Source organism: Micromonospora sp. CA-244673, assembly GCF_050948395.1.
In the GTDB taxonomy this organism is placed as follows: domain Bacteria; phylum Actinomycetota; class Actinomycetes; order Mycobacteriales; family Micromonosporaceae; genus Micromonospora.
In genome coordinates this window covers 4,683,048-4,699,419 of the sequence record NZ_CP192019.1, presented here as the reverse complement: position 1 = coordinate 4,699,419, position 16,372 = coordinate 4,683,048, and the positions used below count along the sequence as shown (strand labels likewise).

At 75.2% G+C, this 16,372-nt stretch carries 1 protein-coding gene (running past one end of the window); it reads right to left on the bottom strand.

Features of this window, described 5'->3' with window-relative positions; genetic code table 11:
- Nucleotides 1-5: 5 nt before the first annotated feature.
- Nucleotides 6-16,372, bottom strand: partial view of an SDR family NAD(P)-dependent oxidoreductase gene (locus ACQP12_RS21580; RefSeq protein ID WP_433281462.1) — the 3' portion only. It continues 13,192 nt past the right edge of the window; only the last 16,367 of its 29,559 coding nucleotides appear in the window; the start codon falls outside the window, past its right edge; it ends in the stop codon at nucleotides 6-8.

Sequence of the window (16,372 nt, the reverse complement as noted above, 5' to 3'; positions counted from 1 at the left end):
AACCCCTAAAGCCCGTTGTCGATGAGGCTGAAGATCTCGTCGTCGGTCGCGGCGTCCAGGTCGGTGCCGGCGGATCCGCCGTCCGTCGCCTGCGGCGGCGTGCCGGTGAGCCGGCCGAGCAGGTCCTGGAGCCGGGCGACCACGTCCCGGTGGTGGTCGGACCCGGTGGGCAGCTCGTCGGCGGCGGTGGCCAACCGGTCGAGTTCGGTCAGCAGTGGCGCGAACACCGCCGCCGGGTCCGGCGCCAGCTCCGCCTTGAGGTGGTCGACCAGTGCGATCGGCGTCGGGTGGTCGAAGACCAGCGTGGTGGGCAGTTGCAGCCCGGTGGCCGCGTTGAGCCGGTTGCGCAGCTCGACCGCGGTCAGCGAGTCGAAGCCCATCTCGATGAAGCCGCGCCGCAACTGCACCGTCGCCGGGGTGGCGTGTCCGAGCACCCCGGCCACCTGCTGGCGTACCAGATCCAGCAGGAGCCGGTCGCGCTGCGGGCCGGGCAGCGCGGCCAGTTGGCCGGCCGCGGCGGGCGTCGCGGCGGTGGCGGCCGGACGCCGTGCCGGCGTGCGGACCAGACCCCGGAGCACCGCCGGCACGTCCGGGCCGCGCAGGCCACGCAGGTCCAACCCGACGGGTACGACCACGGCGTGGTCCTCCGCCAGCGCCGCGTCCAGCGCGGCCAGCGCGGCGGCGCTGTCCAGCGGGCGGATGCCGGCGCGGGCCATCCGGGCCCGGTCCGCGTCGTCCAGCCCGCCGGTCATGCCGCTGGACTCCGCCCAGAGGCCCCAGGCGAGGGCGGTGCCGGGCAGGCCCCGGGCCCGCCGGTGCCCGGCCAGCCCGTCGAGGAACGTGTTGGCGGCGGCGTAGTTGGCCTGGCCGGCGCCGCCGAGGATCCCCGCCGCCGACGAGTAGAGCACGAACGCGGCCAGCGGCAGGTCCCTGGTGGCCTGGTGCAGATGCCAGGCCGCGTCCACCTTCGGCGCGAGCACGGCGTGGAGCCGTTCCGGGGTCAGCGTGTGCAGCGTCGCGTCGTCGACCACCCCGGCGGTGTGGAACACCGCGGTCAGCGGGTGCCGGGGATCGACCCCGGCGACCAGGGCGCGGACCGCCGCCGGGTCGCCGAGGTCGCAGGCGGTCACCTCGACCTCCGCGCCCAGGGCGGCCAGCCGCGCGACGAGGTCCACGACGCCGGGGGCGTCCGGGCCGCGCCGGCTGGCCAGCAGCAGCCGCCGCACCCCGTACCGGCCGACCAGGTGACCGGCGAGCAGCCCGCCGAGGGTGCCCGTGCCGCCGGTGACCAGCACCGTGCCGGCCGGGTCGAGCGTGACCGGCGGGGCGTCGGCCGCCGGGCCGCGCACCAGCCGCGGCAGCGCGGCCACGCCGCCCCGCACCGCGAGCTGTGGCTCGCCGTCGGCGACCGCGGCGTCGACCACCGCGGGCAGGGCGGCGAGGGTACGCGGGTCGTCGTCGTGGTCGAGCAGGAGCAGCCGGTCCGGGTGCTCGCTCTGTGCCGCCCGGACCAGGCCCCAGAGCGCCGCGCCGGGCAGGTCGGGTACGTCGTCGCCGTCCCCGACGGCGACCGCACCGCGGGTGAGCACCACCAGCCGTCCGCTGCCGTCGCCGGCGTCGAGCCAGCCGCGCACGGCCGCGAGCACCTGCTCCACCGTCCGGTGCGTTCCGGCGGGCACGTCGCCGTCGACCGGGTCCGGCCGCAGCAGCACCGTGCCGGTGGGCATGGTCCCGTCGGCGAGCGCCGCTTCCAGGGCCGCCGGGCCGACCGTCGGGTACGTGCCGGCCGCCGGAGCCGGATCGGCCAGGGGCACCCAGTCCAGCAGGTACACCGGCGCCGGTTGCGCGGCGCCGGCCAGGTCGGCGGGGAGCGGCCGGACGGCCAGCGAGGTGACGGTGAGCACCGGTGTGCCGGCCCCGTCGACGGCGTCGAGGCTGACGCGCTCCGGACCGGTCCGGCTCAGCCGGATCCGCAGCGAGCCGCCCGCCGGGGCGTGCAGCCCGGCGCCCGCCCAGGAGAACGGCAGCCAGGCGCGGACACCGTCCACCGGGTCGAGGAACGCCATGGTGTGCAGCGCCGCGTCCAGCAGCGCCGGGTGGACGCCGTACCCGCCGGTGTCGGTGCCCTCCGGCAGGCTCAGCTCGGCGTGGATGGTGTCCCCGGCGCGCCAGGCCCGCTGCACGCCCTGGAACACCGGCCCGTAGTGCAGGCCGGAGGCCGCCAGGTCGGCGTAGAGGCCGTCCACGTCGACCTCGACGGCGCCGGCCGGCGGCCAGGCCGGTTCGGGGGTGGCCGGCGCGGGCGCGACCGCGCTCAGCGTGCCGGTGGCGTGCCGGGTCCAGTCACCCTCGGTGCGCGCGGCGCGGGAGCGTACGGTCAGCGGCCGCAACCCGGCGTCGTCCGCGGCGCCGACCTCGACCTGGAGCCGTACGGGGGTGCCGCCGTCGAGCGCCAGCGGCGCCTCGATGGTCAGCTCGTGCAGGTACGGGTGCCCGGTGTGCGCGCCGGCGTGCAGCGCGATGTCCACGAACGCCGTGCCGGGCAGCAGGTGCGCGCCGCCGACGGTGTGGTCCCCGATCCACGGGTGCGCCGCGGCGGAGAGTTGGGCGGTGAAGAGGTGCCCCTGGTCGTGGGGGAGTTCGATGGCGGCGCCGAGGAGGGGATGCCCGGCGCTGCTGAGACCGAGGTCCTCCGCCTCACCGACGGCGGCGTCGGCGTGCAGCCAGTACCGCTGCTCCTGGAAGGCGTAGGTGGGCAGCGGGACGGTGGGTGCGGGTCCGCTGGGGAGCAGGGGCGCCCAGTCCACGTCGATGCCGGTGGTGTGGGCGGTGGCCAAGGCGGTGAGCAGCTGGGTAAGGCCGTCCTGTCCGCGCTGCTGGGTGGGGAGGGCGGTGATGCCGGTGAGGGTTTCCTGGGTGAGGGTGGCCAGCGTCGCGTCGGGTCCGACTTCGATGTAGTGGGTGACGCCCAGGTCGTGCAGGGTTCGGGTGCCTTCGGTGTAGTCGACCGTTTCGCGGATGTGCCGGGTCCAGTAGTCGGGGTCGGCGAGTTGTTCGTCGGTGGCGAGGTGTCCGGTCAGGTTGGACACGATGGGCAGCGCAGCTGGCCGGTAGGTGACCCGGGCGGCGGCTTCCCGGAAGTCATCGAGGATCGGATCGGTGTGGGCCGAGTGGAAGGCGTGGGCGACGTGCAGCTTCCGCGCTCGCACTCCCTGCTCGGTCAGCTGGGCGGCGATGGACTCGATGGCGTCGGTGTCGCCGGCGAGCACCAGTGAGGTGGGGCTGTTGTGCCCGGCCAGGCTCACGTCGGGGTGGGCGCTCAAAACCGGTTCGATCCGGTCTAGGGGTGCGGTGACGGCGAGCATCGCGCCGGCGGGCATGGCGTGCATGAGTCGGGCGCGGGTGGTGACGAGTCGTGCGGCGTCGTCAAGGTCGAGGACGCCGGCGATGTGGGCGGCGGTGAGTTCTCCGATGGAGTGGCCGATGAGATGGTCGGGTCGCACCCCGAAGCTGTCGAGGAGCCGGACCATGGCGGTCTCTGCCGCGAACAGGGCGGGTTGGGTGTAGCGGGTCTGTCCGAGCAGGTCGGTGTGCTCGCCGCACATGACCTCCCGCAGCGGGTGTTCCAGGTGCGGATCGAGGGCGGCGCAGACCTCGTCGAGGGCGGCGGCGTAGGCCGGGAAGCGGGCGTAGAGGTCGGCGGTCATGCCGGGGTGTTGGGCGCCCTGGCCGGTGAACAGGAACGCCACCTTCCCCGCGCTGGTCTGCTGCTGCTCCTCGGCGGGCGTCCGGACGAGACCGGTGTGGGAGGCGCCGGTGGCCAGGGCACGCAACGCGGCGATGAGGTCGGCGGCGGTGTGCGGCTCGTTGCCGGGTGTGCCGGCCGGTGGGACGATCGCCGCCCGGTGGGTGAACGTGGCCCGGGTGGTGGCGAGGGCGTGCGCGATGGTGGCCGGTTCCAGCTCGGGGTGCTCATCGAGGTGCGCGGCCAGCCGGGCCGCCTGGGCGCGCAGCGCGGCCGGCGTCTTCGCCGACAACAGCCACGGCAGGGGGCCGGACGCCGGCGCGACGGCCGGCGGGCGCGCCCCCTCGGCGGGCGCCTCCTCCAGGATGAGGTGGGCGTTGGTGCCGCTGATGCCGAACGAGGAGACGCCGGCCCGGCGCGGCCGGTCCGCGTGAGCCGGCCACGGCTGTGCCTCGGCCAGCAGGGCGACCTCGCCCGCGTCCCAGTCGACGTGGCTGCTGGGCGTGTCGGCGTGCAGGCTCGGCGGGAGCAGCCGGTGCCGCAGCGCCAGGACCATCTTGATGATGCCGGCGACCCCGGCCGCGGCCTGGGTGTGCCCGATGTTCGACTTGATCGACCCGAGCCACAACGGCTCGTCGCGGTCCTGCCCGTAGGTGGCGAGCAGGGCCTGGGCCTCGATGGGGTCGCCGAGGGTCGTGCCGGTGCCGTGGGCCTCGACGGCGTCGACGTCGGTGGGGGTGAGGCGGGCGTTGGCCAGGGCCTGGCGGATGACCCGCTGCTGCGACGGCCCGTTCGGGGCGGTGAGTCCGTTGCTGGCCCCGTCCTGGTTGACCGCCGATCCCCGGATCACCGCGAGCACCGGGTGGCCGTGGCGGCGGGCGTCGGAGAGCCGCTCCAGCAGCAGCAGGCCGGCGCCCTCGGAGAGGGCGGTGCCGTCCGCGCCGTCGGCGAAGGGCTTGCAGTGCCCGTCCGGCGCGAGCCCCCGCTGCCGGCTGAACTCCAGCAGCGAGTGCGGGGTCGCCATCACGCTGACGCCGCCGGCCAGCGCGAGCGTGCACTCGCCGTTGCGGAGCGCCTGGATGGCCAGGTGGGTGGCGACCAGCGACGACGAGCAGGCCGTGTCCACGGTGATCGCCGGCCCCTCCAGGCCCAGCGTGTACGCCAGCCGCCCGGAGGCGACACTGGGCGCGCTGCCGTTGCCGAGGTACCCCTCGTAGCCCTCCGGAGTGTGCTGGTGCAACCGGCTGGCGTAGTCGTTGTACATGACACCGGTGAAGACACCCGTCGGCGTGGTCTTCAGCGACGTCGGGTCGATGCCGGCGCGCTCCAGGGCCTCCCAGGCGGTCTCCAGCAGCAGCCGCTGCTGCGGGTCGGTGGCCAGGGCCTCCCGGGGGCTGATGCCGAAGAACTCGGCGTCGAAGCGGTCCGCCCCGTGCAGGAAACCGGCGACGCGGGTGTAGACGGTGCCGGCGTGGTCGGGGTCCGGGTCGTACAGGCCGTCCAGGTCCCAGCCGCGGTTGGTGGGGAAGTCCGACATGGCGTCCCCGCGCTCCACCAGCAGCCGCCAGAGTTCCTGCGGATCGCGTACCTCACCGGGGAACCGGCAGGCCATCCCGACGATGGCGACCGGCTCGTCGACCGGTCGCGCCGCCGGCAGCGGGGCGTGGCCGGGCGCCGCCTGGTCGGGCAGCAGCCGGGCCAGCAGCTCGCCCGCCAGGGCGTACGCGGTCGGGTGGTCGAAGATCAGCGTGGCCGGCAGCCGCAGCCCGGTGGCGGCGTTGAGCCGGTTGCGCAGCTCGACGGCGGTGAGCGAGTCGAAGCCCAACTCCTTGAACGCCCGCTGCGGGTCGATCGTCTCCGGTACGCCGTGCCCGAGGACCGCGGCGACCTGACCGCGGACCACGCCGAGGAGCACCTCGCGGCGCCCCGCGTCGTCCAGCGCCGCGAGCCGGCCGGTGAGCCCGGAGTCGGTGGCCGCGCCGGCCGCCGCCCGTGGGGCGGCCGGCCGGACCAGGCCGCGCAGCAATGCCGGGACCGTCCCGCCGCGCAGGCCGACGAGGTCCAGCCGCATCGGTACGGCCGCCGGCTGCCCCGACGCCAGGGCGGCGTCGAGTAGGGCGTGGGCGTGGTCGGTGGGCATGGGGAGGAGTCCGGTGCGTGCAAGTCGGTGTTGGTCGGTGGTGGTGAGGTGGTCGGTCATGCCGGTGGTTTGTTGCCAGTAGCCCCAGGCGAGGGCGGTGGCGGGGAGGCCGTGGGTGTGGCGGTGGTGGGCGAGGGCGTCGAGGTAGGTGTTGGCGGCGGCGTAGTGGGCTTGTCCGGGGCTGCCGAGGGTGCCGGCGGCGGAGGTGTAGAGGACGAATGCGGTGAGGTTGAGGTGTTGGGTGGCGTGGTGGAGGTGCCAGGCGGCGTCGATTTTGGGTTGGAGGACGGTGTGGATGTGCTCCGGGGTGAGGGTGGTGAGGGTGGCGTCGTGCAGGGTGCCGGCGGTGTGGAAGACGGCGGTGAGGGGGTGTTCGGCGGGCACTGCGGCGAGGAGTGATTGCACCTGGTGGGGGTCGGTGGTGTCGCAGGCGATGGTGGTGACGGTGGCGCCGAGGTCCTGAAGCCGGGTGGTGAGTTCGGGGGCTCCGGGGGCGTGGGGGCCGCGGCGGCTGGCGAGCAGGAGGTGTCGGGTGCGGCCGGTGGTGGTGAGGTGTTCGGCGAGGAGGGCGCCGAGGGTGCCGGTGCCGCCGGTGATCAGCACCGTCCCCTCCGGGTCCAGGGCCGGGACGGGCCCCTCCGGCGTACCCGCCCGGGCCAGGCGCGGCACGAGCAGCCTGCCGTCGCGGACGGCGAGCTGCGGCTCCCCGGTCGCCAGCGCCGCCGCGAGCGCGCCGGTGCCGTCCCCGTCGACCAGGACGAACCGGTCCGGGTGCTCGACCTGGGCGCTGCGGAGCAGCCCCCACAGTGCCGACGCGGCCAGGTCGGTGACGTCCTCCTCCGGGCCGGCCGCGATCGCCCCCGAGGTGAGCACGACGAGGCGGGCGGCGTCGTACCGCTCGTCGGCCAGCCACGCCTGGAGCGCCTCGGTGGTCCGGGTGACCAGGTCGTGGGTCGCCTCCGGTCCGCCGTCGGTCCCGCCGCCGGGCGCCAGGATCACCAGCTGCGGGGTGGCGTCCGAGGCGAGCAGGTCGGTGAGGCCGGTCAGGTCGAGCACCGGCGGTACGTCCACCGCCGCCCCGCCCGGCGCGTCGATCGGGGTCCAGCGGACCCGGTACAGCGGGTCACCGCCGCGCGGGCCGGCGCTGAGCTGCTTCCCGGCGAGCGGCCGGACGGTCAGCTCGCCGATGGTGACCACCGGCTGGCCGAGCGGGTCGGTGGTGTGCACGGCGACCGAGTCCGGGCCGGTACGGGTCACCCGCACCCGCAGCCGGGTCGCCCCGACGGCGTGCAGGGTGATCCCGCTCCAGGCGAAGGGCAGGCGTACGCCGTCGTCGCCGGCGGTGAGCGCCATGGGGTGCAGGGCTGCGTCGAGTAGGGCGGGGTGGATGCCGTGGCCGGTGGTGTCCTGGTCGTCGGGGAGGTGGATGTCGGCGTACAGGGTGTCGCCGTCGCGCCATACCGCGTGGACGCCCTGGAAGGCGGGGCCGTACTGGAGGCCGGTGCCGGCGAGGGTGTCGTAGAGGTCGGTGAGGTCGACGGGGGTGGCGCCGGGTGGTGGCCATTCGCTGTGGGTGGTGGGTTCGGGTGCTGGTGCGGTGTTGGTGAGGGTGCCGGTGGCGTGTCGGGTCCAGGTGTCGTGCTGGTGGCTGTGGATGGTGATGGGGCGGTGTCCCGGCTGCTGTTCGGGTCCGACTTCGACGTGTAGTTGCAGGTCGCTGTGGGTGTCGAGGGTGAGTGGGGTTTCGATGGTGAGGTCGTCGAGGTGGGGGTGTGCGGTGTGGTGGCCGGCGTGCAGGGCGAGGTCGACGTAGGCGGTGCCGGGGAGCAGGACGGTGTCGGTGACGGTGTGGTCGCCGATCCAGGGTTGCCGGTCGAGGGTGAGTCGGCCGGTGAAGAGGTGTCCCTGGTGGTCGGGGAGTTCGATGGCGGCGGCGAGGAGGGGGTGTTCGGCGGTGGTTTGGCCGAGGTCGGCGGCGTCGCTGATGGTGGGTGGGGCCTGGAGCCAGTAGCGCTGGCGTTGGAACGGGTAGGTGGGTAGGTCGATTGGGGTTGCCTGCGCCGGCAGCAGGGGTGACCAGTCGACGGGCAGCCCTCGGGTGTGTGCGGTGGCCAGGGCGGTGGTGAGCTGGCCGGTGGTGTCGCGGCGCAGGGTGGGCAGGGCGATGATGTCGCGCTGGTCGGCGGTGTCCTCGATGGGTTGGATGAGGACCGGGTGCGGGCTGACCTCGATGAAGGTGGTGTGGCCGTCTCGCAGCAGGGCTTCCGTTGCGGTCTGGAATTGGACCGGGTGGCGGAGGTTGTCGTACCAGTAGTCGGCGGTCAACGTGTCGGCCTGGATGCGGTCGCCGGTGAACGTCGAGTAGAACGCGACGTCGGTGGCGGTGGGGGTGATGCGGTGCAGGGCGGCCCGGATCTCGTCACGCAGTGCTTCGACGTGTGGGGTGTGGGAGGCGTAGCCGACGGGGAGCACCCGGGCGGGGATGTCGCGGTCCTTGCAGTGGGCCACGATCGCGGCGACGGCGTCGGGGTCGCCGGCGATGACGGTGGCGTTGGGTCCGTTGACTGTGGCGATGTAGGCGCGGGGGGAGTCGTTGGGGCCGTTGACGGTGGCGCGGTGTGCCCGGGCATCGGGTCCGCTGTCGCTGCCGTTGCCGCTGCGGTTTCCGTTACGGCTGCCGCTGCCGCTGCCGCTGCCGCCGCCGCTGCCGTCGACGTCGCCGTTGCCGTTGTCGTGGGCGCGTCGGCCGTCGTCGGTCGGGGTCGGCTTGTTGGCCTGCAGGGTGTTGAGGAGTTCGGTGGCCTGGTCGGCGGGTAGGGCGAGGGAGGCCATGTCACCGTGGCCGATGAGCGCGCGGAGCGCTTGGGCGCGCAGCGCCACGATCCTGGCGGCGTCGTCCAGGGTCAGGGCTCCGGCGGCGCAGGCGGCGGCGATCTCGCCTTGGGAGTGGCCGATGACGGCGTCGGGGGTGATGCCGTGGTGCCGCCACACGGCGGCGAGCCCGGTCATGACGGCGAACAGCACGGGTTGGACCACGTCGACGCGGGTCAGCCAGTCGGGGGTGTCGTCGTGCAGCACCTCGCGCAGGTCCCAGTCGACGTAGGGGCGCAGCGCATCGGCGCAGGCGTCGAGGTGGGCGGCGAACACGTCGCTCTGCGCGGCCAGTTCGCGGCCCATGCCCAGCCACTGGCCACCCTGGCCGGGGAACACGAAAACGGTCCGGCCGGTGTGGGTGGCGGTGTGCCGGAGTAGGGCCGGGTGCGGCCGGTCCTCGGCCAGGGCCCGCAGCGCCTCGGTCGGGTCCGGAGTCGGCAGCACGGCGGCGCGGTGCGCGAACGCCGCCCGGGACGCGGCCAGCGCCGCGGTCAGCGCCCCCGAGGACAGGTCGGGTCGCCCGTCGACCAGCTCGGCCAGGCGGGCCGCCTGCTCCCGCAACGCGGCCGGCGCCTTGGCCGACAGCAGCCACGGCAGGGCCACCACCGGCTCGGCCGCCGGCCCGGCCTCCGCCTCCGGGGCCTGCTCCAGGATGACGTGCGCGTTCGTGCCGCTGACGCCGAACGAGGAGACGCCCGCCCGGCGGGGGCGGCCGTGCTCCGGCCAGGGCCGGGCCTCGGTCAGCAGGGCCACCGCCCCGGCGGACCAGTCCACGTGGGGGCTGGGCTCCTCCACGTGCAGCGTCCTGGGCAGCGTGCCGTGCCGGAGCGCCTGGACCATCTTGATGATCCCGGCGACGCCGGCCGCGGCCTGGGTGTGGCCGATGTTCGACTTGACCGACCCGAGCCACAACGGCTCCTCGCGCTCCTGCCCGTACGTGGCGAGCAGCGCCTGCGCCTCGATCGGGTCGCCGAGGACGGTGCCGGTGCCGTGCGCCTCGACGGCGTCCACGTCGGCCGTGCTCAGGCCGGCCGCCGCCAGGGCCTGGTGGATGAGGCGTTCCTGGGACGGCCCGTTCGGCGCGGTGAGGCCGTTGCTGGCCCCGTCCTGGTTCACCGCCGACCCGCGGATCACCGCGAGCACCCGGTGGCCGTTGCGCCGGGCGTCGGAGAGGCGTTCCAGCACCAGCAGGCCGACGCCCTCGCCCCAGCCCGTGCCGTCGGCGCCCGCCGCGAAGGACTTGCACCGGCCGTCCGGGGCCAGCCCGCGCTGCCGGCTGAACTCGATGAACGTGGTCGGGGTGGCCATCACCGTCACGCCGCCGGCCAGCGCCAGGGTGCACTCGCCCTTGCGCAGGGCCTGCATGGCCAGGTGGGTGGCGACCAGCGACGACGAGCAGGCGGTGTCGACGGTCAGCGCCGGCCCCTCCAACCCGAGGGTGTACGCGAGCCGCCCCGAGGCCACGCTGCCGGCGCTGCCGTTGCCGAGGTAGCCCTCGTAGCCGGCGGGCACCTGGTGCTGCAACCGGCTGGCGTAGTCGTTGTACATGACGCCGGTGAAGACACCGGTGAGGCTGGAACGCAGCCCCTGCGGGTTGATGCCGGCCCGCTCCAGGGCCTCCCAGGCGGTCTCCAGCAGCAGCCGCTGCTGCGGATCCGTGGCCGCCGCCTCGCGCGGGCTGATGCCGAAGAAGTCGGCGTCGAAGGCGTCCGCCTCGTGCAGGAAACCGCCGTGCCGGGTGTACGCGGTGCCCGGGTGGTCCGGGTCCGGGTGGTACAGGCCGGCCAGGTCCCAGCCCCGGCCGGTGGGAAAGTCCCCGATCGCGTCGACGCCCTCGGCGACCACCCGCCACAGCGCCTCCGGCGAGTCGACCCCGCCCGGATAGCGGCAGGCCATCCCGACGATGGCGATCGGCTCGTCCGACGGCCCGCCCGCCACCGCGGACGGCCGGGCGGTCGCCACCGCGTCCTCCGGCACCAGCCGGCCGCGCACGTACCGGGCGAGCGCCTGCGCGTTCGGGTGGTCGAAGACCAGCGTGGCCGGCAGCCGCAGGCCGGTCGCCGTGTTCAGCCGGTTGCGCAGCTCCACCGCGGTGAGCGAGTCGAAGCCCAGGTCCTTGAAGGACCGCTGCGGCTCGATCAGCTCCGGGCTGCCGTGCCCGAGCACCCCCGCCACCTGGGTGCGGACCAGGTCCAGCAGCAGCCGCTGCCGTTCGCCGTCGCCGAGCCCGGCGAGCCGGCCGGCGAGACCGGTGTCCACCGCCGCGCCCGCCGCGGTGCGCCGCGCCGGGACGGTACGGACCAGGCCGCGCAGGATGGTCGGGACGGTGTCCGCCCGGCGCAGCGCGGCAAGGTCGAGCAGCACCGGCACCGGCGCCGGGTCGTCCCCGGCGAGCGCGGCGTCCAGCATCCGCAGCGCGGGCGCGCTCTCCAGCGGCAGCACCCCGTCCCGAGCCATCCGGGCCCGCTCGCCCGGGTCCAGGTGGCCGGTCATGCCGCTGGCCTCGGCCCAGAAACCCCAGGCGATCGAGGTGCCGGCCAGCCCGTACGCGGCGCGGTGCTGGGCGAGCGCGTCGAGGAAGGTGTTGCCGGCGGCGTAGTTCGCCTGCCCGGCGCTGCCCAGCACGCCCGCCGCGGAGGAGTAGAGCACGAACGCGGCCAGGTCGAGGTCCAGGGTGGCCCGGTGCAGGTGCCAGGCGGCGTCGACCTTGGGGCGCAGCACGGCGTGGATCTGTTCGGGGGTGAGGGTGTGCACGGCGGCGTCGTCCAGCACCCCGGCGGTGTGGAACACGGCGGTGAGCGGGTGGGCGGTGGGGATGCCGGCGATGAGGTCGGCGACGGCGTCGGGGTTGGCGGTGTCGCAGGCGACCACGGTGGTGGTGGCGCCCAGTTGGGTGAGCCGGTCGACCAGGTCGGTTGCTCCCGGTGCGTCGGCGCCGCGTCGGCTGACCAGTAGCAGGTGCCGGGCCCGGCCGGTGTGGGCCAGGTGCTCGGCGAGCAGCGCGCCGAGGGTGCCGGTGCCGCCGGTGATCAGCACCGTGCCGTCGGGGTCGAGCGGCCGCCGCGCGTCCGGGTCGGGTCGCCCGGCGCGGGCCAGCCGGGGCACCAGCACCCGGCCGGCGCGTACGGCGACCTGCGGCTCACCCGTCGCGACCGCCGCGCCGAGCCCCGCCACGCTGGCCGGGGTGCCGTCGGAGTCGACCAGGACGAACCGGTCCGGGTGCTCGGACTGGGCGCAGCGCACCAGCCCCCACAGGGCGGCAGCCGGCAGGTCGGTGACGTTCTCCTCCGGGCCGGTGCCGACGGCGTCGCCGGTCAGCACCACGAGGCGGCTCGCGGCGTACCGCTCGTCGGCGAGCCAGTCCTGCAGGAGGCGGGCGACCTGCTCGGTCAGCCGGTGGGTGGCGGCCACCACGTCGCCGCCGGAGGCCGGTACGCCGAGCACGACCAGCGGCGGCGCGGGCGCGTCGCCGGCCAGCAGGTCGGCCAGCCCGGACGGGTCGACCGGGGACGGCAGCTCCGCCGAGCCACCCACCGGCACCGGCGTCCAGTCGACCCGGTACGAGGGGTCGCCACCGGTGGCGACCGGGAGCTGACCGGCCGGCAGCGGCCGTACGGTGAGCGAGCCGATGGTGGCGACGGGCGCGCCGGTCGGGTCGGCGGCGGTCACGGTGACCGCGTCCGGGCCGTCGACGGTGAGGCGTACCCGCAGGGCCCGGGCGCCGGTGGCGTGCAGGCCCACCGCCGACCAGGCGAAGGGGAGCCGGACGGTCTCGGCGCCGGCGGCGAGGGTGATCACGTGGAGGGCGGCGTCGAGCAGGGCGGGGTGGATGCCGTACCCGGCGTGGTCGATCTCGTCCGGCAGCCGCACCTCGGCCCAGAAGTCCCGGCCGGCGCGCCAGGCGCGGTGCAGGCCCTGGAAGGCCGGCCCGTAGCCGAGGCCGGTGGCGGCCAGTTCGGGGTAGAACCCGTCGAGGTCGACCGGGGTGGCGTCGGCGGGCGGCCAGGCGCTGAGGTCCGCGGCTGGGGGCGCCGCCGTCGCCCCCAGCGCGCCGGTGGCGTGCCGCAGCCACTCGCCGTCCTGCCCGGCGCGGGAGCGGATGGTGACCGGCCGGTGGTCGGTGGCGTCGGGGGCGCCCACCTCGACCTGGACCTGGACGGGCCCGGTGCCGGTCAGGGCCAGCGGCGCCTCGATGGTGAGGTCGTCCAGGTGCGGGTGTCCGGTGTGGTGGCCGGCGTGCAGGGCGAGCTCCACGAACGCCGTGCCGGGCAGCAGGACGGTGCCGGTGACGGCGTGGTCGGCGATCCACGGCTGGCTGGTGGTGGTGAGCCGGCCGGTGAACAGATGGCCCTGCTGGTCGGGCAGCTCGATCGCGGCGGCCAGCAGCGGGTGGTCGGCGCCGCCGAGGCCCAGGTCCGCCGGCTCGCTGAGCGCGTCCCGGGTGGTGAGCCAGTAGCGCTGGTGCTGGAAGGCGTACGTGGGCAGCGGCACCGGCGGGGTCGCCGCGGGCAGCAGCGGCGACCAGTCGACCGGCAGCCCCCGGAGGTACGCGGTGGCCAGGGCCGTGGTGAGTTGGCCGGTGGTGTCGCGGCGCAGGGTGGGCAGGGCAATGATGTCGCGCTGGTCGGCGGTGTCCTCGATGGGCTGGATGAGGACGGGGTGGGGGCTGACCTCGATGAACGTGGTGTGGCCGTCGCGCAGGAGTGCTTCGGTGGCGGTCTGGAACTGCACGGGGTGGCGGAGGTTGTCGTACCAGTAGTCGGTGGTGAGGGTGTCGGTGTCGATGCGGTCGCCCGTGAACGTGGAGTAGAAGGCGACGTCGGTGGGGGTGGGGGTGATGCCGTCGAGGGCGGCGAGGATCTCGTCGCGCAGTGCTTCGACGTGGGGGGTGTGAGAGGCGTAGCCGACCGGCAGGATGCGGGCGGGGATGTCGCGGTCCGTGCAGTGGGCCACGATCGCCGCGACGGCGTCGGGGTCGCCGGCGATCACGGTGGCGTTGGGTCCGTTGACGGTGGCGATGTAGGCCCGAGGGGTGGCGTCGGGTCCGTCGGCGGTGACGGCGGGTCCGTCGGCGGTGGTGGCGGGTCCGTCGGCGGTGGTGGCGGGTTCGTCGGCGGTGGCGGCGGGTTCGTTGACGGTGGTGAGGTGGGCTTTTCCGCGTCGCGCGGCGCGGCCGATCTTCGTGCGGTCGTCGCCGACGGTCGTGATGGTGTGCAGGAGTTCGGTGACCTGGTCGGCGGGCAGGGCGAGGGAGGCCATGTCACCGTGTCCGATGAGCGCCCGCAGCGCCTGAGCGCGCAGCGCCACGATCTTGGCGGCGTCGTCCAGGGAGAGGGCTCCGGCGGCGTGGGCGGCGGCGATCTCGCCCTGCGAGTGGCCAATCACCGCGTCGGGGGTGATGCCGTGGTGCCGCCACACGGCGGCCAGGCCGGTCATGACGGCGAACAGGACGGGTTGCACGACGTCGACGCGGGTGAGCCAGTCGGGGTTGTCGTCGTGCAGGACGGTGTGCAGGTCCCAGTCCACGTAGGGGCGCAGCGCCTCCGCGCAGGCGTCGAGGTGGTTGGCGAACACGTTGCTGTGGGTGGCGAGTTCGCGGCCCATGCCGAGCCATTGGCCGCCCTGGCCGGGGAACACGAAAACGGTCCGGCCGGTGTGGGTGGCGGTGTGCTGGAGCAGGGCGGGGTGCGGCCGGTCGGCGGCGAGGGCCCGCAGCGCCTCGATCGGATCGCCGCCGGGGAGCACCGCCGCGCGCTGCGCGAACGCGGAGCGGGTGGTGAGCAGGGCGGCGGCGACCGCGCCTCGGTCCAGATCCGCGTGCTGGTCGACGTGGGCGGCGAGGTTGGCGGCCTGGTCCCGCAGCGCGGCGGGCGTCTTCGCCGACAGCAGCCACGGCAGCCCGACGACCGCTCCCGCGTTCACCGCGGGCGCTGCTTCCCCGTTCGCTGCGGCCGTCGTTTCCCCGTTCACCGTGGGCGCCATGACCGGGGCCTGTTCGATGATGAGGTGGGCGTTGGTGCCGCTGATGCCGAAGGAGGAGACGCCGGCGCGGCGGGGCCGGTCGTGATCCGGCCACGCGGTGTTCTCCGTGAGCAGGGCGACGTCCCCGGCCGACCAGTCCACGTGCGACGAGGGGGCGTCGGTGTGCAGGGTCTTCGGCAGGACGCCGTGGCGGATGGCCTGGACCATCTTGATGATGCCGGCTACGCCGGCGGCGGCCTGGGTGTGGCCGATGTTCGATTTGATCGACCCGAGCCACAGGGGTTGGTCGTCGGTGCGCTGCTGGCCGTAGGTGGCGAGCAGGGCCTGGGCTTCGATGGGGTCGCCGAGGGTGGTGCCGGTGCCGTGGGCTTCGACGGCGTCGATGTCGGTGGGGGTGAGGCCGGCGTTGGCCAGGGCCTGCTGGATCACGCGCTGCTGGGAGGGTCCGTTGGGGGCGGTGAGTCCGTTGCTGGCACCGTCCTGGTTGACGGCCGACCCGCGGATGACGGCAAGCACCGGGTGGCCGTTGCGGCGGGCGTCCGAGAGGCGTTCCAGCACGAGCAGCCCTGAGCCCTCGCCCCAACCGGTGCCGTCGGCGGCCTCGGCGAACGGCTTGCACCGCCCGTCCGGGGCCAGCCCGCGCTGCCGGCTGAACTCGACGAAGATGCCCGGGGTGGCCATGATCGTGGCGCCGCCGGCCAGCGCCAGGGTGCAGTCGCCGCTGCGCAGCGCCTGCACCGCCAGGTGCGTCGCGACCAGCGACGACGAGCACGCCGTGTCCACCGTGATCGCGGGGCCGACCAGCCCCAGCGCGTACGCGATCCGGCCGGAGGCGACGCTCGTGGCGTTGCCGGCGAGCAGGAAACCCTCCAGCTCCCGCGGCTTCTGCCCGGCACGCGGCGCGTACTCCTGGGAGATGACGCCGGTGAAGACGCCGGTCGGGGTGGTCTTCAGGGTGGTCGGGTCGATGCCGGCGCGCTCCAGGGCCTCCCAGGCGGTTTCGAGGAGGATCCGCTGCTGCGGGTCGGTCGCCAGGGCCTCCCGGGGGCTGATGCCGAAGAAGTCGGCGTCGAACGCGTCCGCGTCGTGGACGAAGCCGCCCTCCCGGGCGTACGTGCGGCCCGGCTGGTCGGGCCGGGGGTCGTAGAGCCCGTCGAGGTCCCAGCCCCGCCCGGTCGGGAAGCCGCTGACCGTGTCCACCCCGTCGACCAGCAGCTGCCACAGCTGCTCCGGGGTGTCCGCCGCCCCCGGGTAGCGGCAGGCCATGCCGACGATGGCGATCGGCTCGTCGGCCGCCGCGGTCACCGTGGTCGGGGCCGCCGCCCCGGCCGGCCCGGTGCCGGCGACCTCCGCCCCGATCCGGTCGGCCAGCGCGGCCGGCGTCGGGTGGTCGAAGATGATCGTGGTGGGCAGCCGCAGCTCGGTGGCCGCGTTGAGCCGGTTGCGCAGCTCGACGGCGGTGAGCGAGTCGAAGCCCAGGTCCTTGAACGCGCGGTCCGGGCCGATGCCGTCCACGTCGGCGTGCCCGAGCACCAGGGCGACCTGCGCGCGGACCAGGTCGAGCAGCAGCCGGGCGCGGTCGGCGTCGCCGAGCCCGGCGAGCTGCCGGCCCAGGGAGGAGGTGGCTCGCC